The organism is Candidatus Dependentiae bacterium (assembly GCA_016191325.1).
Taxonomy (GTDB): domain Bacteria; phylum Babelota; class Babeliae; order Babelales; family JACPOV01; genus JACPOV01.
Genome location: JACPOV010000008.1, coordinates 427,966 through 448,533, shown reverse-complemented (window position 1 = coordinate 448,533; position 20,568 = coordinate 427,966). Strand labels below are relative to the sequence as shown.

The window sequence follows — 20,568 nt, the reverse complement described above, 5'->3', positions numbered from 1 at the left end:
TTTTTATCACTTACTGGACTGGATAAGAAGTGGCGATGATAGCTCTTCTAAGAACTCTGGTGAATCAGGCACAAGCGTTTGAATAATTTGTGTGGTAGATTCTAGCATTGATTTTACTAACTCAGGATTTTCCTTACGATGCTTAACATATTCATCCTGGAGTGCGATTTGGACAGTAAGATAGAGGCCAGCCGCGCAAACTTCTTGATCTCCAAGCTTTTCGTGAATTTTTGTTACACAAGCAAAGTCATCAAATTTCGCTTGTGTTAAGCGCTCCTTGAGTGTTTCTTGTGATGCCATTTTTATTAATTGAGGGTTTGCATAACTCATCTTTATAGCAGTTAAAATAGTTAAGAGAATAATTCTTTTTCTCATAGCTTTTCCTCTTTTATTTATGTCAAAACTTCTTTACAGCGATTGCACAAATGATACTCGTTATTATTCTCTTCCCATTTCCAGCAGCGAGGGCACTTATTTCCTCGTGCATGCTCTACGATGAGAGAAAAGCCTTTCAAATCAGATTCATTTAATTTCTTTGGCGAAAGCTCTACCTGAAATTGCGAAACGATCAAGAATTCTTGAAAAAATTCATCAATCTTTTCATGGTGGCGCTCAAGCATTGCAAAAAAATCGTTTAGAATTTCATTTCGGTGTTCGTCGAAATTGAAATGGACCGATACGCGCGCTTCAAGCGAATGTTTAATAAGATTTTCTGCACGTTTTTCTTCAATCGCTTTGAGTATTGCGCTGCGAATTTCTTTTAATAATTCCCATTGTTCTTGCGATTCGGTAACGAAACTCAATTTACGAATTGCGTCTGCAGTTTCCTGTGCACGCCCTTCAAAAGGATACCAATCGATTCCTTGAACCGACGATTGCGAGGTGCGCGCGATCATTGATTGCCAGATATCGGCAAGGTTTGTGAATGGCTGCAGATGAATCGAATCTTTTTTCTCTTTTTGATACACATCGGAAATATTTTCAGCGGTAAATGAAAGTACGGGAGCCATTAAACGCGTCAGCGTATCAAGAATATACCAACACGCAGTTTGCGCTGATCTACGTTTGGCACCATTGGCTTTCTCGGTGTACAAACGATCTTTGATAACATCAAGATAGAATGAACTCAATTCTTTTGAACAATAATCTGAAAGTTTGTGAAACACGGCGGTTAAATCTGCAATTTCATACGCTGCACGAATTGAGGCATTTAAATAATAAAGTTGCTCAAGCGCATAATGATCGATTACCATCATTTCATCAAGGGGAATCAAATCTTTTTCTGCATCAAAATCATAAAGATTTGAAAGCAGGAAGCGGCAGGTATTGCGAATTTTGCGATACACTTCTGAAACGTTGCCGATCAATTCTTTTGAAACGATCGCATCACCAGAATAATCGATGCTTGAAGCCCATAAACGCAATCCATCGGTACCGATTTGTTTGATCATCTCATCGGGACTCACGACGTTTCCAATCGATTTGGACATCTTGTGCCCCTTTTCATCGACCGTAAATCCGTGCGTTAAAATACTTTTCATCGCCGCTTCTTTTTCAAGCACCAAGCTTGTGAGCAATGAACTCTGGAACCATCCACGGTGCTGATCAATTCCTTCAAGATACATATCGGCAGGAAAGCGGAGGGCTGGATTTTCTTTCAATACTGCATAATGGCTTATGCCAGAATCGAACCACACATCGAGAATATCTTTTTCTTTAGCAAACGTTGTTGATGAACATTTTGGGCATTTAAGCTTAAAAGGCAGTTCGTGCATTTTAAGATCTTGCCAATATTCAATCCCCTCTTTTTCAACACCTTTTGCAACAAATTCTACCAATTCAGGTGTAATTATTACATGCTCGCATTGCGTACAAAGTACTGCAGGAATTGGCACGCCCCAACTGCGTTGGCGAGATAAACACCATTCAAGGCGCCCTTCAATCGTCGCACGAAGGAAATTACCGCTGCGTTCAGGCAGAAATGCTATTTTTTCAATAGCTTGAAGTGCTTTTTGCTTTAAATTGCCATGGGATAAATTGCAAAACCATTGGTTTGTTGCGCGGAAAATAAGCCCATTGTGGCAGCGCCAGCAATGCGGATAATTATGCTTTATTGAGCCTTTGAACCACATACGGTTGAGTTCAGCTAATTTTTTTATTACCCAAATTTGGCCGTCGGTAACGAGCATTCCTTCCAGTTCTTTAGGCTCAATGCCGGGCAAATATTTACCATCGGCACTAATTGGGCTAAAAATCTCAAGGTTATTTTTGACACCGACTTCGTAATCTTCAGGGCCGCAACCGGGAGCGCAGTGAACAAATGCAGTACCATCATCAAGTGAAACTGAATCGTCAGCAATAATTGGAACGCGTAAATTTTCGATAAATGGATGTTGGACTTGAGCACTTGCTAGTTGCTCCCCTTTAAGTTCCGCAACTATCTGGGGTGTTGCATTATTAAGTGCCATTACTTTTTCGATAAGCGATTTTCCAACAACTAAATACTCTTCGCCCACTTTAATTACGGCGTACGTTGCACTTGGTTTTGCAAGTACCGCGCGATTGAGCGGAAGCGTCCAAGGAGTTGTTGTCCAAATCAGGAGGTTTATTTTGTTTCCAGCTAAAGCAGGAAAGAGTTTTTTAATCGATTCTGCAGCGAGCGGAAAACGAACGTAGATTGAAGGATCTTTACGCTCTTTATGCTCAATTTCAGCAGTTGCAAGTACTGTTTGATCGTGAAAACACCAAGGTACAGTTTTTTTCTTTTTTTCCATATACCCATCGGCAACAAAGGTGCCAAATGCGCGAATCGTTTCCGCTTCATAACTAGGATTCATGGTTAAATAAGGATGATCCCAATCCATTACAACGCCAAGTTGTTTAAATTCTTTACGTTGCACGTCGATCCATTGCTGTGCATAGGCGCGGCATGCTTGCAAGAGAGGAAGCCCATGAAGCTCAGGGTTTTCTTTGGTAACTTTAATTTCGATTGGTAAACCATGGCAATCCCATCCTGGAGTTACGGGCACATGTTTGCCAGCCATTCGCTGGGATTTGCTTACAATATCTTTAAGAATTTTATTGTAGGCGTGCCCCAAGTGAATATGCCCATTTGCATAAGGAGGGCCATCGTGCAAAATAAACTTTTCGTTGCCCTCATTGAGCTTAAAAGCTTTTGAGTAGAGGTTTTCTTTTTGCCAGCGCTCGAGGAGTACCGGATCATCAACAAGGTGATTTGGGCGAATAGGAAATGTGGTCGTCGGTAAATTAAGGGTATCTTTAAAGCTAACGGGTGATTTTTCGTCGACCATGAATGTCCTTCATAATATCAATTTTTTGCAAACAGCCTTTAAATAAGTATACTAAAAACATGGTCTTTGCACCAATTTCCATAGCACTAACTCTTTTCATCTAGAATTAACAACAGAGCGACCAATATGAAAAAAATTATTCTTGCACTGCTTTTGCTTCAATTAGAATCCCATGCCGCCCTTAATCAGAAGGATAAAGAATTGGCGTGCCTTGCAGTTTTTACAGATGACAGACTCGTCACAGATCTGTTTGGCAAAAAGGCTGGTACAGCTCTATTAAAAAGAGCTAAGCTCCCGTTAGAGCATAAAGATGCGACCACCTTGAGCCCTGATCATTTTTCTGCTCTCGACACAACGTTGCAGAAAAATTTTGAAAAACTGTTTCCACTTTTTGAAGAGATTATTTTTACCGATTCAGCCCAAAGAATTATGTTTTCAGTAAGACCCTTACCTTCAAATTGCCCTGAAGAGTTAATGTTTCATAGATCTGATATTTTGGATCGGTACGAAAAGAAATATATAGATCGTCACAAACTTATAATACTTTCTTATGCAAATGGTCCTTCTACTAATTTAAAACCTAAATAGCTCTCATATGAAGATCTGCCGCATAGTCTTTTTATCACTTTTATTTATTGGTTCATGTCGTTTACTATCCATGGATAAAGATGAAAAACTCAATGCATTTTTAAAATTTGATAAAATAGAAACAGTTAAATCTAAGTTGGGTTCGTATGCGGGTAACGAATTATTGCTGCAAGCAAAAAATAGCGATAATGAAATCCCATTTAAGCCGTTTTCTGGGCCCCAAATTATCAGTAACCTTCCTAAAATTCTTCCGGAAAACTGGTCTAACTTCAAAAATATCGTTTATATGGATCCCAAATACAGGATCATGTTTGCTTTAGTTCCAGTAAGTACCGAACAATATTATTTACAATTTGATAGAAAAAAGATTCCTGCATTTGGAACTCAAGGCATGTTGTGTTATTTTGGGACTATTAAAGGAGATGTCACTGATGATGCATAAAGGCCTGAATGAAGGGATAAAAGTTGGCATATGGGGTTTTGGCGTTGTCGGCAAATCTGTTGCGCAATTTTTTTCTGACTATCCTATTAAATTATCGGTAATGGAGAAGCGATCACTTTCTGATCAAGAGAAAGAATATTGCGCTCAGCGTTCCATTACCCTTTTTGGGGAAGAGCAAAAAAATAAGTTTCTCGATAATAATGATCTTATTATTCCAAGCCCTGGAATAGATTTACGGGATTATAAAAATTATCGCTCTAAATTCTTGAGTGAATTGGACATTTTTTCTGATGCTTTTAAAAAACCAATTATTGCAATAACGGGAACGGTAGGAAAAACATCAACAACCCATTTTCTTTCTACGTTACTTTCATCATCAATGCGTATTTCAACGGGCGGCAATATTGGAACGGGGATGCTCGATCTAATTACGCACCAAGAAAATACTGATTGCGCCATTCTCGAACTTTCTAGTTTCCAGCTTGAATATTGCAAAACATTTGCACCATACCTTGCTCTTTGGACAAATTTGTATCAAAACCATCTTGATCGACACGGCACGATGGAAGAATATTTGAAAGCAAAACTCAACCTTATTTGCAACCAAAAAGCTGGGCAACATGCATTGCTGCCAGTGGAGCTTTTAAAGTTTGATGCGATTAAAAATTATTTGGATTGCGCCCCACAGTTTCTATCTTTTTTTTCTCAATACAAGATTGATTTAAACAAATTAGGCGCAATAATACCGCATAAATTATTTTGGATCGAAGATGGCACTATTGTTGTGTATCAAAACGGCTTAGTGAAACCTCTTATTTCAATCAATGAATTGCCCAAACATTCATTTATCCAAAATTGGATCGTCGTTGCAGCGGCGACAAACATTTTAAATAAGCCTCTTGATTTGATAAAAAATATTTCTTTCGACTCGGATGTACTCAGCCATCGGTTAGAGCGCATTACCACAAAAGAAGGAATTACTTTTTTTGATGATTCTAAAGGAACTCTAGCACAATCAACATTAGCAGCAATTGATTCATTTAGTAATCGGCCATTGATTCTCATGCTGGGCGGATTGAGTAAGGGAGTCGATAGATCTCAATTGATTGCACAATTACCAGCAAATGTGCAGGCGGTTATTTGTTTTGGCAAAGAAGCTGACCAACTTGCGCAGTGGTGCAATGCGCGTGCAATAAAAGCGCATGCGTCACCAACACTTGAAGAGGCGTTTGAAGCATGCAGAACATTTGCAAATGAAGAAACGCCGGTTCTTTTTTCTCCCAGCGGCTCAAGCTTCGATCTTTTTACCGATTACAAAATGCGCGGAAAACGATTTAAAGAGTTAGTCGCGCAGCATTACACGATTTCATAATTATTACCCATCTCTATATATTCGTACCACTCCTCGTTTATTTTGAATGATAAATTAGAGGAGTTATATGAAGCGAACGCTGTTAGTACAATTAATTGGTTTTCTGTTTTTTGTTTTCTCCATCGTTGAATCCCAACCACCACGCCTGGTGATCGGATTTGTCGTTGATCAACTTTCGTATGATAATTTTATGAAAATCGCGCCGAATTTTGGCGGCGGCTTTAAAAAACTAATCGATAATGGGATCATTTATCATAAAGCATGTTGGCCGCATGGTATGCCAGGAACAGCGCCGGGCCATACCGGATTAGTAACAGGAACTATCCCTTCCGTTCATGGAATTACTAATAACGATTGGCCAGATGAAGATGGCAATAAAATTACTGCCGATGCCGATACACCTGAAAATGCCGCGGTATTTTCACCAACCGGTTACTACCCATTTGGAAAATCAACGCGCAATACCATGGTTGATACCATTTGCGATCAGATAAAAATTGCAAGCGGCCCAAACCGTTCGTTTGCGGTCTATTCGATTACCGGAAAAAGTCGTTCGGCTACCGCAATGGCGGGTAAAATGGGTAAAGCTATTTGGTTTGATGATAATGCGGGGCAATACACATCAAGCAAAGCTTATTTTGATGAACTTCCCAATTGGTTAACCACTTACAATGCAGATAATAAAAAAAAATTAACGTCATATGCTTGGAAGCCTTTTTTTCCATCACCAAATAAAGCTTATTCCTGCGCAAATCCAAACTCGTACAACTATACAAAAACCGATTCGGTACTTGATGTTATGCAAACGCTAGATGAAACCGAACCAAAAACATTTTATAATTTAATTGAGAAAATGCCGCTCTCGCATGAACTGGTTCTTGGATGTGCACTCAATTGCTTGGAGCATTTACTGAAAGAAGAAACTGCTACGACCATTGTTTTATGGATCGGTTTCAGCGCTGTGGATAAAGTTGGGCACCTTTTTGGCAATACGAGTAAGGAATACATCGATATTCTTTATCATCTTGATGCGCAACTCGATAGATTTATGCGAGAAGTCGGAACAAAAGTGAATCCAGCAGATACACTTTTTCTTCTGACTGCCGATCATGGGAGCATGCCGATTGTCGAATTACTGAACGAGAAAAAATTTTCTCTTGCCAAACGAATTAACACTATAGAGCTTGCAAACGAATTAAATGCGATGCTTGAAAAAAAAATCGGCATCAAAAATCTCATTAACCAAATAGATACGCCCAATATTTATTTCAATCAATCGGTATGGAAAGTGTTAGATGAAAAAAAGCAAAAAACAGCAGAAAATTTACTTAAAAAAACATTGAAGAAAAAATCGGGCATTAAACAAGTTTGGACCTATAAAGATCTTGAAAAAGCGAATTTTGGCCCACACGATATTTGCCAATTTTACAAAAACCAGATTTTTCCTGGCCGCAGTGGGCAATTAATTTTCCAAGTGTATCCCTATGTTTTTGTGAGCAAATATCCCACCGGCGCGGGGCACAAAACTCCCTATGAATATGATGTTCATGTGCCTCTTATTTTTTATCAACCAACTGTTCTTTCTGATAAGCAAATTCAAAAGTCGGTTTTTGTTCAGCAGGTCGCTCCAACGCTTGCTTCAATTTTAGATGTACCCTGCCCTTCAGCATGTTCATTTGACGTGTTGCCCGGCATTTTACCTTAGGAAATGCCGTAAAAAACGTGCAATGATTTCAGGAATTATTTAAACTGGGGAAAATATATATAAACTTGCTGGAAGCTTTATGCTAAAAAAATATCTTGTTTTAGTGCTCATTTTACCGTTTTGTGTGAATGCTATGAAAAACCAAAATCGTCTATTAAAAGACGAAGGACCTATCCTCATACTAGGAGCCGAGTATGTATATACTGGCGGCGTTTTGCAAGGAACGGTAGTCACCGTTGAGGATACGGCGGAACGACTTATGGGCGGCCCCTTCATATATTTTTACGGAAATACAGCATCCGTTGATAAGATTTTTAACAAGAACGTTTACTTTGCCAAAGATGAAAACGGCGCAGGCTATTTTATTGATCCTTCCATGGTTGAAAAAGTTGAAAGAATATATGGACGTAATTAACACTCAAGATGACGAACTTCTAGATATTATAAACGATCAAGATATCGTAATCGGTGCTCAATATCGCTCTGCAATTTATATAAATAATTTGCATAATTATCGTGGCATTAACGGATTTATTAAAAACTCTCAAGGGCAACTTTGGATTCCGCGACGAACTGCGCAAAAAAAACTTTTCCCTTTAGCTCTCGATACCAGCGTTGGTGGGCATGTGATGTCTGGAGAAAGTTATGTTGAAGCATTTGCGCGAGAAACAAAAGAAGAATTGAATCTCGATATTTCTGAATTAAAACATAAACAAATAGGTTATTTTACGCCGCATAACCATTCGGTTTCAGGTTTTATGAACGTATATGAAATATTATTAGACACAGAACCGCTCTATAACAAAGATGATTTTATAGAATCATACTGGCTTTATCCGCATGAAATTATTGATCGATTGAATGCAGGTGATCGTGCAAAAGGTGATTTGCCAAAACTCATAAAGCTTTTATATATTCGTTAACAATGAAAACGCTTATTTTACTAAATTAAGAATTTTGAATTTCCAGTTTGTTTTTCTTCAAGATAGAATAAACGCTAAATGCTTTACGCAGTTTCTCACCCTTTTTTGACTAAGCCAGGCCTAATTTTTTTTTAATATCTGAAAGATCTTCGGTTTGTACTGTAACGCAAAACATTTCGGGCTCTATCTTACAGCCAGCCCAATCGGTCATAGGGAAATTAATTCCTATGTTTAACCTATAACAAATAAGAGCTAGCAATTTACCTTCACCTTTAAATGCAGGTTTCTTGGATAGAAATGTAGATGACGTTCCTGGGTGTATTGTTAATCCGGTTTTTACTTTTTTTATAATTTTTTCATACGATTCGAGAAGCTCTTTAAAATCAATCGATTCTTCTGGATTTTGAATTTTCATAGTTAAACCCCAACCAAACTCAAGATCAAATTTTCTTGCTGACGTATTTTTATTTAATTTTTTTAGAATTGCATAGATAAATAGATCGTTAGATCTAGGAAATAACTGTTTTTCATCATGGATTTTTTCTTTAGTGAAATTTCTGTTTATCAATGGCTGTGCATGTAATTTTTCAATTATTTTTGCTGCGTAAAAAGGAACATCGTCAATATTTTTTACTTGATTAGATAAATAAGAAAGCTCTTCTTCAACAGTCATAGGTTTATTCACATCTTCCATTGCGTGGTTCTGCAGTGAAAAACTAAGTAAAAATAGTAATTGCGTTTTCATTTTTGATTTCTGATGCTTTTGAATTAATAAAAGTGTTAACGCAACTATAATACTTTTATTAAACACTTCCAACGGTCAAAAAGTTTGATAATGCAAACGTTAATCGCGTTCCAAGCAAATGATTAGCTATTGGGCCGAGCGTAAATGAACGATAAGGCGAAAAATAAGAATCAAACGCTGCATTATTATCAAGCATGCAATCGGCGCTATACGCCCCAAGCGCCGCGGCCCAAGGCAATCCCGTTGCGGCTGCAATATAATAGACCGATTTCATTTCTCTATCGCGCCCTGCCAACGGAAATAAATCTTTGCTCACCCCGATTAATCCTGGCCACATATATTCAAATGAAACCGGAACCTGCGGATATTTTTTTGCAAAATAATTTCCAAGTATAGTGGCTGTGCGCGTATTATCGTGCGTTTCTTTTTTTGCATAGGTATCAATGAGCCGCGCTCCGCCCAAAAGTAATCGATTTTCCCCAGTAATTCTATAATAATGGTAGACCAAATCGGTATCCCAAACCATGCACAGCTTATCGGGAAATATTTGCTTTATATGATTATCTGAAAGCGGTGCAGAAATCATAAGAGTTGTTTGCACATGATACAAATTGTTTTTCAATAGCGGTAAAGCTTGAGCAAAACGATCGGTGCAGACAATAATATGCTCAGTTTGCACCGTTCCTCCAAACGTGGTCACTTCATTATTTTTGATATCTATCACTGGTGTTTCTTCATAAATGCGCACGCCCATTTTTTCAAGCACCATTTTCATGCCCCCGCAATAGCGAGAAGCATGAATACCAAATGTATCTGCATACCGTACGCCGCCAGAATAATTCGCGCCTGTTATTACTTGCCCGATCTCATCGTGCGTATATAGCCGGCTTTCATAATTAAGTTCTTGGCGCGTTTGATATTCGCGCATAATTTCATTTTTAAAAGCGCGCTCGCCGTTGGCGACAACGAGCGTATCCTGCTCTTGATAATCGCAATCAAGATCATATTTTTTTATGTTTTCTTTAATGATGTTGACGCCCGAAAGAATGAAATTCCAAAGATTTCCCGCTTCTTGAGCCCCATATTTTTCTTTAAAAGTACGAAGCGGCAATTCCGAATCGGGCGTGATAAATCCTGAACTTTTACCGCTAGCGCCGGAGCCACAAAAATTTTTCTCGAGCAGAACAACGCTTAATCCGCGCTTGGCAAAGACTTGCGCGGCAGAAAGACCCGCCATGCCACCACCAATGATAACAACATCGGTCTTTATTGATTCTTTTAAGGGGCGAACTCTATTTTTTTCTAAGTACCAAAAAACTTGATCGTACGGTAATAAATTTGGATAGTTCATATGTATTCCCTCTTTTTTTCATATCTTCGAATTACTATTGTGGCAAGAAAAAATAATCGGTAAGCTTGCACCATAAGATTAAATTAAAGCACATTTTTATAGTCAAGCAGTTATTCAAATAAAAAAGGAATACATGATTAAAACAAAATTAGTCGCTATTTTTTGTATTTCAACTTTTTTTTCAACAATGAATGCACAAGATCCAAAATCAATCTTCAAATCGTACAAAAAATCTATTTTTGGCTGGTTTTCTGCATTTAAACCTCGTAAAACTCCACAAAACGCTCATAGTAATACGAATGATCCTCGAGTAATGCAAATTTTGAATGGGCCATTCAAAAATGAACAATTCTTTCTTGAACAGCCGCTTCCAAATTCTGCAGTAAATCTTTTTGATTTAGATGATCAGTTTCCAATTGAGTCTTATGTAGAAGTTATAAGTGAGCAAAATTTAAAGCCGCATTTACTAGAAGAATTTAAAAAAAATAAGCGTGGTGAATTTCTAGGTAATAATGCTTTCTATAAAAGTGAACCGCTTTTTAAGGGAAGAATTTTTTATGGCACTCTGGTCAACAACAACAATAAATCAGTTTGCATTCATGAAAGTTGGCTAGAGCAACCTTCTGAAACGAAATAAAAGTATGTATAGCGAGCAAAAACGACTCAAAACAGATTTACGCATCTTCTTAGGCGTAGTTTGTGCGCTCATGGTACTCGGATTGATTTTTGTGTATTCATCAAGCTCTGTTTTCGCGCTGGAAAAATGCGGATCGGCGCATTATTTTGTAAAAAAACAATGTTTTGGCATTCTGCTTGGCTTTTTTGCGTTATTAATTACTCGTTTCCTACCATTATCGATCATCGAATCATGCTCATCTCTTTTTTATCTTGGTGCCTTAGGATTAACGGCGCTTACTTTTGTTCCCGGCTTAACGCTGAAAATTCATGGTTCAAATCGTTGGTTGTCGTTAGGCGGTTTTTCATTTCAGCCCAGTGAACTTTTGAAAATTACGCTTTTAATGTACCTTGCTGCCTATTTAACCAAAATGACTGGCAAGCGAAATTCTATAAAAAGTTATATCCCGTTTTTGGTTCTCTTTGGAGCGGGATGCTTATTGCTCCTGAAGCAACCGGACTTTGGTATGACGGTAACCCTTGCACTTACCGTGTTTCTTATTTTCTTTATTATGCAAATAAATACAAAATTGCTTTTGGGCGCAGCAGCACTCAGTATTCCAGTGGGAGCTGCACTCATTTATATGAGAAGCTACCGATTAAAACGAATTACGACGTTTTTTAATCCATGGAGTGATCCGCAAGGTTCCGGTTTTCAACTTATTCAATCACTCATTGCTATCGGATCGGGCAGTTGGTGGGGAGTTGGGATTTCAAATTCTCGCCAAAAATTCTTTTATTTGCCAATGCAGCATACCGATTTTATTTTCGCCATTATTGCGGAAGAAACCGGGTTTATTGGTGCCCTTCTTATTATCCTTCTTTATATTTTATTTCTCTATTTTGGGATGCGCATAGCCTCGAAGTTGACCGATCCGTTTGCCATGATCGTGACACTTGGTTTCGTAACGATGACGAGCCTACAAGCAACGATTAATATTGCGGTGACCACCGGGATGTTGCCAACAAAAGGTATCGGCCTGCCCTTTATAAGCTACGGAAACTCTTCTCTTATTTGTAGTCTTGCAATGATCGGCCTCATTATGAACTGCGTCGCGCATAATAGAAATGGATAGTTGTTCTTTGGGCTTTCGTTAAACTTCAGAAGGCACCATGTATCACACCTAAGGAATTTTAAAATGATTCTACATTATTTTCTTATTTTCATCTTTTCTATTCAATTAACGGCTATGGAAAAAAATCATGAAGTGCCCACTCTTCCTGATAAAATTGGTTTGTTGCCAAAAGAATTACAATCGATCATTTTGCTTTCGGCGCATATTCCACCGCATAGTTTTAAACGGTGTGGCAAAAATGAATATGCCGCAGTTGATGAAAATGGAAATCTGGCAATAGGCCTCGATAAACCGTCTTCTGCTGAATCAACCTACTTTCATGCTGATGGGTCCGACGACAAAGTTTTAGCGTATACAAATAAATTGAGTCTACCGCAAAAACTTGCTACTTCCGTAAATACGATGGAAATTGCGCAAACGCATGGCCAGGTCGTACATTTTTTTGATACTCAGACCAAAAAAATACAACAGTGCAAATTAGAGGATAAGTGCTTCCATTCATCCTTATATTCAAAATTTTTAAAAACAGAAACGCATGCTTTTTTCATTAACCCATTAACTGGCTATTATACTGACAAGCAAGTTCATAGACATTACGTAGTGCCATCGCTCTATATTCTGGATCTCAAATCTGGTAAAAATATTGAAACAATGATTTGCATATCGCATACCATGGCGATGAAAAAACGTAGCCAAATTTATCACCTTGATACCAAAACGCTTAATAAATTAAACAAAAAAGGATGCCATGAGTTGCATTTCATAGCTGAACCCCTTGCAGAAACGCCGCATTTGATTCCACTCCTATTTAAGGTTTCTAAATACAGTGAAAAAAAGCATGAACTTAGTGAACATTTTATAAGCGCGCTTTTTAATATTGATGAAGAAGTACTTTATGGATGGCCAATCAAAGGGGAACAGATCGAAGAAGAAGGATCAATTACGCAGGGATTTTCAAAAAATCACAAAATCAACATTAAGCACATTTCTGTAAGAATCCCCACAAAAGCGGAACTAAAGCAAAAAGAATTGCCCGCCGATGCATTATCAAAAACCGATCATTTCATTTTGGGATTGAATGATAAAGCGATCGCATGGACTCAACGAGCATTGAAATTTATTGATACCTCCGATTTTTTTTTGCCTTCAGCTCGAGACGGCATAACATTGCTGCAAGAAATTAATGATGCGGCTTATGCAAAGAAAACGCTGAAGCTAAAAAATCGCGCCCAATTTGTTCTGGCAACAAAGGATGGCGTACATGGCAATATCCTGAATGCTATAAAGAGTAGAACAGTAACATTACTTCAAGAAGGCAATCCCCGTCTTTCTGAAGCTGAGTTAAAAAAATTCTTAAAAGTTCAGATTCAGAAAAAAAAATAATACTTAATGATTCAAAGGTTAATCGATTTGTTTCAGTTTAAATAAATCTTTCCATGGATCTTTGATCGAATCGAGTCTCTTAAAAATATTCCTTATCGTAAATTGTTGCGCCGATTTAATTGAATCGAGATCTTTCCATGAAAGCGGCGTTGCCACCGGTGCGTCTGCAATTGGGCGAACCGCATGTGGCGCGACTGCAATTGCCAAAAATACCCCCAAACCCTCAACCCTGATCTCCCCACATTATGAACCCTACCGAATTTAATTAAAATCAGTGGATAATATTAATAAATCGACTATTATTAAACAATAATTACTGAATGAATTTTTTTTATTGAATTGTAGGATATGATTTCTTCGCAAATTATTTTATTAACCGTCTTAATGTACGTCTTTGCTATTTCTGGGATGGAAAAACGCCCACAGATTTTTAATTCATTTACAAATAAGGCTTTTACTAACCCAATAATTTATCAAAAATATGCGGGCACAGGATTCTCTTTGCTAGAAAAGAAAGATACTAAACCTGAAAGCATAAAACTTTCTAAGCGAATCTCTGCTCTACCTATTCCACTACAGCAAGCAATTCTTTCACAAATACCTGTCGAGAATAGATTCCCTATTGATAGCAGCACCTCGCTCAGTGTAGAGAAAAGCACTATTTTGTTTGTAGCAAAAGATACCGCTCCCTCCCAAAATAATTTTTATGAAATTGATAAAACACTTTATGATTCATTTGCGGTTGGCACTCTGCCACCAAAAAAACAGGATCATGCAGTTTGGAAGTCCCTAGATGGAGATAAACTAACAATCGTAGTAAGTGATCAAAAAACAGGGCAACTTTCTCTATTAAAGCGAGCATCTCTTGATGCGCTATGGCACATAGATGAAGAATTTGAAAAACCGTCTACCTATACAGGAACTACTCATTCAAGATTGCGAAATTATTTTCTAAAGAATGATCGCTTTCTCATTATGTGTTCTGGTCAATCAAAAGTGACCATGTATAATTTAAAAGATAACACAGCAATGGAAATGTGTTATTTTTTGAGCAATGCAAATGATCATAAAAGCAACGCAAACTTGCCACATCTTTCTGGCATAAGTTTGCCATCTGAAAATGCGCCACATTTATTTCCAATGGTTACCAACGATGGCGTCACTCCCTACATAATGAGGATTTACAATACTCAAGACAGGAGTTTTAGTTATAACCACTACTTGCCGCGCAACACAGAAATTTCGGCACTTGTATTAAATACTCAACCATTATTATTAAAAGATTTGCCTTATTCAACCAAAGATCGAATCGACAAATGCACAGAGTTGGCCAAGTATTTAGAAAAAGAGCCCAATGCGGCACAGTTGGTTGGCAATGCTATAGAATTTTTAGTTTTTCGTTGGAAAGGGTCGAAAGACGGTGAAGCTATTTTAGCAAAGCTGAGCGATTCGAATTACATTCATAATAAATACAGGCTGATTGCATTTACTCAGCATGGACAAGACGGAAATATTTTTAAGAGCGTTTATGAAAAAACTAAAGCGTGTAAGGATCAAGAGCGCACATTCTTTTCAGGTTTCTATGAAATTGCCCAGTTGTTTCTTCAAAATATGTACTTAAAGAAGTAAAAGAATTGCACGAAATACTATTGATTTTTATTTTTTAATTGACTGCCTCACCTTAAAAAAATCTTTCCATGGATCTTTAATTTTCTTCAATCGCTTAAAAATATTATTAATATTAAATTCTTGTGCCGATTTAATTGAATCGAGTTCTTTCCATGAAAGCGGCGTTGCCACCGGTGCGCCTGCAATGGGCCGGACGGCGTAGGGAGCAACCGCGGTGGCCCCAAATCCGTTGCGCAGATAATCGATAAATGTGCGTTTACCACGCTTTTTAATATTTAATTCTGTGGTAATTATTTTTGGATTTTCTTCTTCAAGTTTTTGCGCAATTGCGCGCGCGAAGGCTTTCACTTCATCAAAAGTTGCCCGCCTATTAAGCGGAACGGTGATATGCAAGCCATGCGCACCGGTCGTCATCACAAACGATTTTAATCCTAAACGATCTAATTCTTTTTTTACGATCCATGCTGCATCTTTAACCACTTGAAAATCTTTGATAGATGGATCGATATCAAAAATCATGCGATCAGGATTTTCTAATTTATCGTATTTACTTAACCATAAATGTGGCGTTATGCAATTTTGATTTGCCAGGTAAACGAGTGTTGCTTGATTATTGCAAACCACATAATGCGTTGAGCCGCCTTCCTGTTTTTTTACCGCAACTCGTTTAATCCATTCTGGAAAATATTCTGGGGCGTCTTTTTGATAAAAACCTTCGTCTTTTATCCCATTAGGATAACGCACCATAGTAAGTGGATGATCTTTCAGATAAGGAATCATGTAATCTGCGATATTAAAATAATAATCGATTAAATCGCCCTTAGAGATTTTGGTTGGCGCAAAAAGAATTTTTTCAGGATGCGAAATTTCAACCGTGTAGCGCCCCGCTTTAATACTCATCCCTTCTTCCTCTGTGTTTTGCGCGCCCTGCGCGAATGTTACGCAACTTAGGCTCAATAAAAATAAGAAAACAGATCGGTTAGAAAAAATCATAACGGTATTTTTAATCCGTCGTACGCAATCATGGTTATAACCCGAACCTGATCTCCTAATTGATTAATAATCGTATCCGCTTCATGAGGATCTATTGAAGTAATTTCGGTGCCGCAATTGGTAACAATCATGCGAGAAATTTTATTTTTTTTGCACCATTGCAACTGCATAATAATAGGCGCATGACCAACATCGGTACTCTTTTTTTTGCTCACAAGCAATGAACGTTTTATAAGCGCACCGTCACCAATATAAAGATCAATTCCTTCAAGTGCTTTTTTTTCTTTTTTTATTTTGACGACATCGGGAACATAAAAAATAGTATGTTCATCATCCGAAATGCGAAAACCAACCGCCGGAGCTTTGAGCGAATGCATCACTTCAAACGCTTCCACGGTCAAATCTCCTGCTATAACCGGATCGCCCGGCATTATAAGGCGGCATTCTTCAATTTCGTACTTTTTTATTTCCTGCCAACTTTCAGGCGTCGTAAAAACCGGGCACGGCGTTTTGGGCGATAGGCCGCCAGCATGATCGGGATGCGCATGCGTGATGAAAATTGCATCAGGGTTGAGCGTTTTTATTTTTGATTTCCAATCAAGCCCCGCATCAATCATTATTTTTGATGAACCGGATTCAACAAGTAATGAAGAATGGCGAAAATGACGTTTCGATTTAATTTTTATGTTGCCCCGAGTTCCTAAAAAAGTTAGTTTCATTGCGCGCTCTCCTTAGTTATCTGTTGCATGGTTCGGCCGGTCAGCGCGGAGCGTTGATTGGTCTTTGAGCGAGGTGCGCCCGGCTCATCATGCATTTTTATCATAAGCCATTGATTGTTTCTATCTGAATCTTTATAGCGTATGAGTGCATAGTTGCCATGGAGTTTTTTGCCATCTAGTTGAACTTCCACTTGTCCATTTTTTAAGGCGGTGGTAATCGGAACGAGTTTTCCGTTTTTCATTTTTATATTTTTATACGTGCCAATATCCCACACCATGACCGTGCCGCCACCATATTCCCCTTGCGGGATTGTTCCTTCAAATGTTGCATAATCCAGAGGATGATCTTCGGTCATAATTGCTAAGCGTTTTTCTTTTTTAGTTGGAATGCCCTTTGGAACTGCCCACGAAACAAGAACTCCATCGATTTCTAACCGAAAATCATAATGCAGATGCGATGCGGCGTGCTTTTGTATCACAAACTTTAAATTTTTGGTTTTCCGTTTATTTATTTTGGGATTAAGAGGTTCGCGCGTGTGTGAAAAATTACGTTTTGATTGGTAAGTGGTTAATTTATTTTTCCTTTTAATCATCTTACCCTCGCATCCTTGCGTATTAATGAATAAAATTCCGCTCAATACTATTCCAAATTTTTTCATACCGCTCGCTTCTAAAATCGTAACGTTATTATGAGTAGTAATGAAGCCATTCCGTTGTTCACTCTACTACCGTGCGCTTTCGCATCGCAAGAAAGCTTTATCTGCGGTGTTTATTTCTTAACATATTCATGAATTATCAGACAATAAAACAGAAAAAAAATAAGAGGCGCTTTTTTTAATTGCGCCTCTTATTTAAAATTAAAAAAACATTATGTTTTAAATGTTTTTTACCATTTTTTTAACTGAATCTGAAAATGTTTGTGGTGCATTCACAAGATGCTTTTTAAGATTCGAGAAGAAATTCATTACCGTTTGCGCATCGGCACCTTTATAATAAAGTACCCCCGCCGCTGCTGCAATTGCTGCTGTGCCGGTAACTGCTGCAGTGCACCATGGATATTTTTTTGCAATCGTCGCAATTTTGGTAAATACGCCATTCTTATAAAGAACGTAGGTAACCGTTCCAACGGTTAAAATCCCTACTGCACCGATTCCGTAAAGTACCGCTTGATTTTCAAGAAGCGGTGCAAAAGAAACGGTATCAAACTTAGGAAGTTTCCAGCGAGATTCATTACTTGGCAGTGTAACTTCTGCTTGCACAGTAATTTCAGGAACTGTATCAACTATTACTTTTGGCGCAGGTTCCGATTGTGCACTCACTGGCTTTACAAACTCTTTCGCGCGCTTAACCATATCACTATCCGTAATGCTTTTTGCGTTGTGCTTAATTGCACTCATAATAGCATTGATATCATAACTCACCGTTTGCCCGCGCTCAGCCATTTCCTCTCGAGTAATTTCCGCTGCTTGATCCATCGCGCTCGCGCTCAATGTTGCTAAAGAAAGTATTACAATGCTCACTACGCTCGCTTTTTTTGTCCATACTCCATGATGTTTCATGAGCATATTCCCTTTAGTTATATAATTATTATTTAGAGGACTCACCGCCAGAAGAATCTGCATTCCAAATCATCCAAAAAAAACCTGCTATCAAAACTGCAGCAGCAATTCTTCTAGGATTATTAACAATTGCAGATTTAATTTTTTCGGTTGTTGATTGCTTTTCTTGTTCAATTTTTTTTGCCTCTTTCTCAATCTGAGGAAGCTCGTTTTTTATTTCTTTCTTTTCTTCAATTATTATCGCTGGCTTTTCTTCTTTTTGAAGAACAATAGGCATTGGCCGTGTTTGACCCATTGGTTTTACGTCAGAACTTTTTGGGAGATCTTTCTTACTATTTTCTTTGAAAGCATTCTGAAAAAACTCACGCGCCTTCTTCACACCTTTTTCAAAGGTTCGCTCATCATCAACTGCACGGATAACAGAAATGCTCAAAAGAGCGACTATTAAAATAAATTTCTTCATATTTTTCCAATCTATCTATTATTGTTTCCAATTCATTGCAAGCTCAACAAGCAATCTCAATCCCGCGCCAGTTGCACCTTTATCAAAATAAGCAATATCAGGAACTGCAAACGCACTGCCAGCAATATCAAGATGCGCCCAAGGAATATCGTCCACAAACGATTGCAAGAAAAATGCGGCGGTGATTGCTCCTGCGCGATATTTTGCACTTCCACTATTGCACAAATCTGCAACATCGCAGGCAACAGCTGGTTTGAAATCGTCATCCATCGGCAAACGCCATACGCGATCGCCAGTTGTTTGCGCAGCTTTTTCAATTTTCTGTGCAAGTTCATCATGCTGACTCATAAGACCGGTAAAGAAAGGGCCTAGAGCGTAAGCGCATGCTCCCGTTAACGTCGCAATATCGATCATAGCATCTGGTTTATAATGTTTCACTGCATAAGAAAGCGCATCGGCTAGAATCAAGCGGCCTTCTGCATCAGTATTTTTTACTTCTGCCGTTTTTCCATTATAAAAGCGGATAATATCTCCTGGCTTTGTGGCAGTTCCACTTGGCAAGTTTTCGGACGTTGGCACTAAACCAATAATATTTACTTCTGGCTTGAGTTGGGCAAGAACACCCATTGCACCAATAACTGCCGCAGCGCCGGCCATATCATCTTTCATGGTTTCCATGCTTTGCGCAGGTTTTATGCTCAAACCGCCAGAATCGAAAGTGATCCCTTTTCCAACAAATGCAATTGTTGGCGCATCTTTTTTGGTGGTTTTATATTCCAGGATCGCTAACTTGCAATCCTGTTCAGAACCTATAGAAACAGCTTCTAACCCGCCCATTCCCATTTTTCTAATTTCAGGTTCACCAAAAACGGTCAGCTTCAAATTATTATCTTTTGCAATATCTTGTGCATGGCTCACTAATACGGTTGGCGTTAATTGTGAAGGCGGCATATCAACCCAGTGACGCGTATTATTTACGGCCGCTGCGATAATTGCGCCCTCTTTATACCCACGCTCAAGTTCATCTTTATTTGCATCTTTTGAAATCGACCAATCAATGGTCAAATTTTTATTAACGCGTGATTTTTCGTCAGAAAAAAATTCATCAAAACGATACGATGCCATCGTTGAACTTATGATAAGATTTTTTGCTAAATCAAAATCTGAAATATCAAATAATTTTGCGGATGGTAATTCAATGGCGCACGATATTGTTTTTCGCGCTTGCATTGCACGAATAAGAGACGCCGTTGCACGACGCAAAACTTCTATATCTACATGATTTTTTTTACTTACTTTACCTAAACCAACACAGAAAATTGTTTTAGGATGCCCGTCTACCGAAATCGAGGCTGTTGCGATTTTACTTTTTTGGCCAGTAAAATCGATTTGCTTCAAATACTCTTCCATTGCTGGAAAATAACGACTTGCCGTTTCATGCAATTCTTTAGAAAACGATTGGCCAGCCGGCATAAAGAATGCAATTCCTTGTGCCTTCGTATCAGCTACCAAACTCTCATTAAACCGAAATGTAATCATAAACGTTTCCTCACGCATATTCCTTATTTTTTAAAACCTAAAAAACAGGAAAATAACAATTAAGAATCATGTTTTATTCTAGTTTGAGAGTATAA

General features: G+C 38.3%; 21 protein-coding genes. 10 read left to right on the top strand and 11 right to left on the bottom strand.

What is annotated here, in order from left to right; all coding sequences use genetic code 11:
* Positions 1–6: 6 nt before the first annotated feature.
* Together HYX58_02525 and ileS are read right to left on the bottom strand one after the other, a co-directional pair.
* Entirely contained in the window at positions 7–375 is a 369-nt protein-coding gene (locus HYX58_02525) for a hypothetical protein (protein MBI2774855.1), read from the bottom strand.
* Between the two features lie 17 nt (positions 376–392).
* The gene (gene ileS / locus HYX58_02520) at positions 393–3,311 is read right to left on the bottom strand and encodes an isoleucine--tRNA ligase (GenBank protein MBI2774854.1); all 2,919 of its coding nucleotides are present in this window, start codon (positions 3,309–3,311) and stop codon (positions 393–395) included.
* A gap of 126 nt (positions 3,312–3,437) precedes the next feature.
* On the opposite strand from ileS, the gene HYX58_02515 reads away from it, so the two are divergent.
* From HYX58_02515 to HYX58_02490, 6 genes are all read left to right on the top strand, one after another.
* Positions 3,438–3,899 (top strand): hypothetical protein, encoded by a 462-nt coding sequence (locus tag HYX58_02515; protein MBI2774853.1) that lies wholly within the window; start codon positions 3,438–3,440, stop codon positions 3,897–3,899.
* Between the two features lie 7 nt (positions 3,900–3,906).
* On the top strand, positions 3,907–4,341 hold the full coding sequence (locus HYX58_02510; protein MBI2774852.1) for a hypothetical protein: 435 nt from the start codon (positions 3,907–3,909) through the stop codon (positions 4,339–4,341).
* Positions 4,331–5,713 carry a UDP-N-acetylmuramoyl-L-alanine--D-glutamate ligase gene (gene murD / locus HYX58_02505; protein ID MBI2774851.1) on the top strand — a complete coding sequence of 461 codons (1,383 nt, stop codon included), beginning with the start codon at positions 4,331–4,333 and terminating at the stop codon, positions 5,711–5,713. Before HYX58_02510 ends, murD begins: the two co-directional genes overlap by 11 nt.
* Positions 5,714–5,780: 67 nt before the next feature.
* Entirely contained in the window at positions 5,781–7,418 is a 1,638-nt protein-coding gene (locus HYX58_02500; protein ID MBI2774850.1) for an alkaline phosphatase family protein, read from the top strand.
* 79 nt (positions 7,419–7,497) lie between these two features.
* A complete protein-coding gene (locus tag HYX58_02495; protein MBI2774849.1) occupies positions 7,498–7,833 on the top strand; it encodes a hypothetical protein in 336 nt (111 codons plus the stop codon).
* Complete coding sequence (locus HYX58_02490) at positions 7,820–8,341, top strand: NUDIX domain-containing protein (GenBank protein MBI2774848.1); 522 nt, start codon at positions 7,820–7,822, stop codon at positions 8,339–8,341. The genes HYX58_02495 and HYX58_02490 overlap by 14 nt, the downstream gene beginning before the upstream one ends.
* A 109-nt stretch (positions 8,342–8,450) precedes the next feature.
* Here the strand turns inward: HYX58_02490 and HYX58_02485 are convergent, their stop codons facing one another.
* Complete coding sequence (locus HYX58_02485) at positions 8,451–9,086, bottom strand: hypothetical protein (protein MBI2774847.1); 636 nt, start codon at positions 9,084–9,086, stop codon at positions 8,451–8,453.
* A gap of 58 nt (positions 9,087–9,144) precedes the next feature.
* Complete coding sequence (locus tag HYX58_02480; GenBank protein ID MBI2774846.1) at positions 9,145–10,437, bottom strand: FAD-binding oxidoreductase; 1,293 nt, start codon at positions 10,435–10,437, stop codon at positions 9,145–9,147.
* Positions 10,438–10,570: 133 nt separating this feature from the next.
* Between HYX58_02480 and HYX58_02475 the strand changes: the two genes are divergently transcribed.
* The 3 genes from HYX58_02475 to HYX58_02465 all read left to right on the top strand — a co-directional run bounded on the left by HYX58_02475 (position 10,571) and on the right by HYX58_02465 (position 13,571).
* Positions 10,571–11,074 carry a hypothetical protein gene (locus HYX58_02475; protein ID MBI2774845.1) on the top strand — a complete coding sequence of 168 codons (504 nt, stop codon included), beginning with the start codon at positions 10,571–10,573 and terminating at the stop codon, positions 11,072–11,074.
* Between the two features lie 4 nt (positions 11,075–11,078).
* A complete protein-coding gene (gene ftsW, locus HYX58_02470) occupies positions 11,079–12,188 on the top strand; it encodes a putative lipid II flippase FtsW (protein MBI2774844.1) in 1,110 nt (369 codons plus the stop codon).
* 63 nt (positions 12,189–12,251) lie between these two features.
* Entirely contained in the window at positions 12,252–13,571 is a 1,320-nt protein-coding gene (locus HYX58_02465) for a hypothetical protein (protein ID MBI2774843.1), read from the top strand.
* A gap of 18 nt (positions 13,572–13,589) precedes the next feature.
* Here the strand turns inward: HYX58_02465 and HYX58_02460 are convergent, their stop codons facing one another.
* Positions 13,590–13,778 carry a hypothetical protein gene (locus tag HYX58_02460; GenBank protein ID MBI2774842.1) on the bottom strand — a complete coding sequence of 63 codons (189 nt, stop codon included), beginning with the start codon at positions 13,776–13,778 and terminating at the stop codon, positions 13,590–13,592.
* Between the two features lie 141 nt (positions 13,779–13,919).
* Between HYX58_02460 and HYX58_02455 the strand changes: the two genes are divergently transcribed.
* On the top strand, positions 13,920–15,200 hold the full coding sequence (locus HYX58_02455; protein MBI2774841.1) for a hypothetical protein: 1,281 nt from the start codon (positions 13,920–13,922) through the stop codon (positions 15,198–15,200).
* A 27-nt stretch (positions 15,201–15,227) separates the two neighbouring features.
* Here HYX58_02455 and HYX58_02450 read toward each other — a convergent pair whose 3' ends face one another.
* The 6 genes from HYX58_02450 to HYX58_02425 all read right to left on the bottom strand — a co-directional run bounded on the left by HYX58_02450 (position 15,228) and on the right by HYX58_02425 (position 20,473).
* Entirely contained in the window at positions 15,228–16,100 is an 873-nt protein-coding gene (locus HYX58_02450; protein ID MBI2774840.1) for an ATP-dependent DNA ligase, read from the bottom strand.
* An 89-nt stretch (positions 16,101–16,189) separates the two neighbouring features.
* Positions 16,190–16,912 carry an MBL fold metallo-hydrolase gene (locus HYX58_02445; protein ID MBI2774839.1) on the bottom strand — a complete coding sequence of 241 codons (723 nt, stop codon included), beginning with the start codon at positions 16,910–16,912 and terminating at the stop codon, positions 16,190–16,192.
* Positions 16,909–17,505, bottom strand: coding sequence for a DNA ligase (locus HYX58_02440; protein ID MBI2774838.1), 597 nt, complete (start codon positions 17,503–17,505; stop codon positions 16,909–16,911). Before HYX58_02440 ends, HYX58_02445 begins: the two co-directional genes overlap by 4 nt.
* A gap of 282 nt (positions 17,506–17,787) precedes the next feature.
* A complete protein-coding gene (locus tag HYX58_02435) occupies positions 17,788–18,471 on the bottom strand; it encodes a hypothetical protein (protein ID MBI2774837.1) in 684 nt (227 codons plus the stop codon).
* Positions 18,472–18,499: 28 nt separating this feature from the next.
* On the bottom strand, positions 18,500–18,934 hold the full coding sequence (locus HYX58_02430) for a hypothetical protein (protein ID MBI2774836.1): 435 nt from the start codon (positions 18,932–18,934) through the stop codon (positions 18,500–18,502).
* An 18-nt stretch (positions 18,935–18,952) separates the two neighbouring features.
* Positions 18,953–20,473: a leucyl aminopeptidase gene (locus HYX58_02425; protein MBI2774835.1), complete on the bottom strand. Its 1,521-nt coding sequence runs from the start codon at positions 20,471–20,473 to the stop codon at positions 18,953–18,955.
* Between the last annotated feature and the right edge of the window lie 95 nt (positions 20,474–20,568).

What these genes read in the sequence shown, in the direction of transcription:
- HYX58_02480 (MBI2774846.1), bottom strand. Translation starts at nt 10,437, where the DNA reads ATGAACTATCCAAATTTATTACCGTACGATCAAGTTTTTTGGTACTTA.
- HYX58_02465 (MBI2774843.1), top strand. Translation starts at nt 12,252, where the DNA reads ATGATTCTACATTATTTTCTTATTTTCATCTTTTCTATTCAATTAACG.
- murD (MBI2774851.1), top strand. Translation starts at nt 4,331, where the DNA reads ATGATGCATAAAGGCCTGAATGAAGGGATAAAAGTTGGCATATGGGGT.
- HYX58_02475 (MBI2774845.1), top strand. Translation starts at nt 10,571, where the DNA reads ATGATTAAAACAAAATTAGTCGCTATTTTTTGTATTTCAACTTTTTTT.
- HYX58_02445 (MBI2774839.1), bottom strand. Translation starts at nt 16,912, where the DNA reads ATGAAACTAACTTTTTTAGGAACTCGGGGCAACATAAAAATTAAATCG.
- HYX58_02485 (MBI2774847.1), bottom strand. Translation starts at nt 9,086, where the DNA reads ATGAAAACGCAATTACTATTTTTACTTAGTTTTTCACTGCAGAACCAC.
- HYX58_02440 (MBI2774838.1), bottom strand. Translation starts at nt 17,505, where the DNA reads ATGATTAAAAGGAAAAATAAATTAACCACTTACCAATCAAAACGTAAT.
- HYX58_02495 (MBI2774849.1), top strand. Translation starts at nt 7,498, where the DNA reads ATGCTAAAAAAATATCTTGTTTTAGTGCTCATTTTACCGTTTTGTGTG.
- HYX58_02450 (MBI2774840.1), bottom strand. Translation starts at nt 16,100, where the DNA reads ATGAGTATTAAAGCGGGGCGCTACACGGTTGAAATTTCGCATCCTGAA.
- HYX58_02430 (MBI2774836.1), bottom strand. Translation starts at nt 18,934, where the DNA reads ATGAAGAAATTTATTTTAATAGTCGCTCTTTTGAGCATTTCTGTTATC.
- ileS (MBI2774854.1), bottom strand. Translation starts at nt 3,311, where the DNA reads ATGGTCGACGAAAAATCACCCGTTAGCTTTAAAGATACCCTTAATTTA.
- ftsW (MBI2774844.1), top strand. Translation starts at nt 11,079, where the DNA reads ATGTATAGCGAGCAAAAACGACTCAAAACAGATTTACGCATCTTCTTA.
- HYX58_02490 (MBI2774848.1), top strand. Translation starts at nt 7,820, where the DNA reads ATGGACGTAATTAACACTCAAGATGACGAACTTCTAGATATTATAAAC.
- HYX58_02510 (MBI2774852.1), top strand. Translation starts at nt 3,907, where the DNA reads ATGAAGATCTGCCGCATAGTCTTTTTATCACTTTTATTTATTGGTTCA.
- HYX58_02500 (MBI2774850.1), top strand. Translation starts at nt 5,781, where the DNA reads ATGAAGCGAACGCTGTTAGTACAATTAATTGGTTTTCTGTTTTTTGTT.
- HYX58_02425 (MBI2774835.1), bottom strand. Translation starts at nt 20,473, where the DNA reads ATGATTACATTTCGGTTTAATGAGAGTTTGGTAGCTGATACGAAGGCA.
- HYX58_02435 (MBI2774837.1), bottom strand. Translation starts at nt 18,471, where the DNA reads ATGAAACATCATGGAGTATGGACAAAAAAAGCGAGCGTAGTGAGCATT.
- HYX58_02455 (MBI2774841.1), top strand. Translation starts at nt 13,920, where the DNA reads ATGATTTCTTCGCAAATTATTTTATTAACCGTCTTAATGTACGTCTTT.
- HYX58_02525 (MBI2774855.1), bottom strand. Translation starts at nt 375, where the DNA reads ATGAGAAAAAGAATTATTCTCTTAACTATTTTAACTGCTATAAAGATG.
- HYX58_02515 (MBI2774853.1), top strand. Translation starts at nt 3,438, where the DNA reads ATGAAAAAAATTATTCTTGCACTGCTTTTGCTTCAATTAGAATCCCAT.